Source organism: Vibrio zhanjiangensis (assembly GCF_030161235.1).
Lineage (GTDB): Bacteria > Pseudomonadota > Gammaproteobacteria > Enterobacterales > Vibrionaceae > Vibrio > Vibrio zhanjiangensis.
Genome location: NZ_BSPW01000107.1, coordinates 1 through 1372 on the forward strand (window position 1 = coordinate 1; position 1372 = coordinate 1372).

Genomic DNA, 1372 nt, shown 5'->3' on the forward strand with positions numbered 1-1372 from the left:
CTCTCGCAAGATAGTTGCGTCTGGAGATTATTGCCTGCACGTCATGAATAAACTTTGCGACAAAACCACCACCAAAGTTTGCGACAGAACCCATTTAAGGTTAGAAAATCACTAAAAATAGACTGATTATTTACCCATTATTGACATTTAACATTTTTGCGTGGCTATTATCTGCGGTGAGTTGCCTCTGTTACGAGGCGGTCTTTTTTTCTTACATTAGTTTGGATTATCTCATGTACAAAAAGTTCAGTTTATTATGTTTTGCTTTCCTGTCTTATCAAGCTACGGCAGAACAGTCAAATTTAACTACCTTAACCGCTCTTCAGGAAGGCAGTCGTGAATTCGCTATTGGTGGCAGTTTTGATGCGGATTACTCAGACGATTACCTCATAGACTTTAACGCGTCCTATGGCTATTTTATTTTTGACCATTTCGAGGTTGGGGCGGAAGTGGATCTATCCATGAGTGAACATACCGAGGCATATGAAGTTGGGGCATTTGCTGAATATAACTTTGAATTTGGTTCATCGATTGTGCCTTACATTGGTCTTGGAGCTCAATATGTATCGTCTGAGACGCTGAGTACACAAGGACATGATGACGCATTCAATTTTCAGACTGCGATGGGTATTAAATACTTCGTTCATCCGCAGATTGCACTTACAATGGAAGCCAACTATAACTTGGCTACAGAAGATGTTTATGTGGATGGAAATGGTTCTCTTAAAGACAATAAAACGAAGTTTATTCTTGGTACTCGGTTTTATTTTTAGCCGCCTTTGCATTTAACTCAATAATGGAATCACATCATGAAAAATAATCGATTATTTAGCATACCCCTGCTTTTGATTTTATTTGTATCTGGGTGCGTCTCTTATGATGATCTTATCACGCAGCAGAATCAGAACCTTACGGACCATGAAAATCAGAAAACCCAATATGAATCTGATCTTACCTTGATGAAGCAACAGCATCAAGAAGAGATGCAAAGGATGCAAGCGCAGCTTGATGAGCAACAAACAAAAATGAAAGAGACGAAGGAAAGAGTTGGTCAATATGTGGTAGAGAAAGGTGATTGGTTAATCACCATTGCTCAGGCCCACAACATGACGTTAGAAGAGATTGTACGTATAAACCCACAAATCAGAGACATAAATAAATTATATGTTGGTGATGTAATCAATATACATAAATAGAAGTGGCCCCCAATTTTCGGACATGACTTTAAGTGTAGTGGTCAACTAAAATTGGCCACAGTTTTGTAAGTTTCCCAGTAAAGTCTCTCCGACTCATTGGGAGTGATGCGGTTCTGTCGCAAAGTTTATTCATGACGTGCAGGCAATAATCTCCAGACGCAACTATCTTGCGAGAG

2 protein-coding genes are annotated in these 1372 nt (G+C 39.3%); both read left to right on the top strand.

Going from position 1 to position 1372, the window contains the following annotated elements:
* Positions 1-233 precede the first annotated feature (233 nt).
* Positions 234-773, top strand: a complete 540-nt coding sequence (locus QQK21_RS21280) for an outer membrane beta-barrel protein (RefSeq protein WP_284194181.1) — start codon at positions 234-236, stop codon at positions 771-773.
* 36 nt (positions 774-809) lie between these two features.
* Positions 810-1196, top strand: a complete 387-nt coding sequence (locus tag QQK21_RS21285; RefSeq protein ID WP_284194182.1) for a LysM peptidoglycan-binding domain-containing protein — start codon at positions 810-812, stop codon at positions 1194-1196.
* Positions 1197-1372: the final 176 nt, after the last annotated feature.

What these genes read in the sequence shown, in the direction of transcription:
- QQK21_RS21280 (WP_284194181.1), top strand. Translation starts at nt 234, where the DNA reads ATGTACAAAAAGTTCAGTTTATTATGTTTTGCTTTCCTGTCTTATCAA.
- QQK21_RS21285 (WP_284194182.1), top strand. Translation starts at nt 810, where the DNA reads ATGAAAAATAATCGATTATTTAGCATACCCCTGCTTTTGATTTTATTT.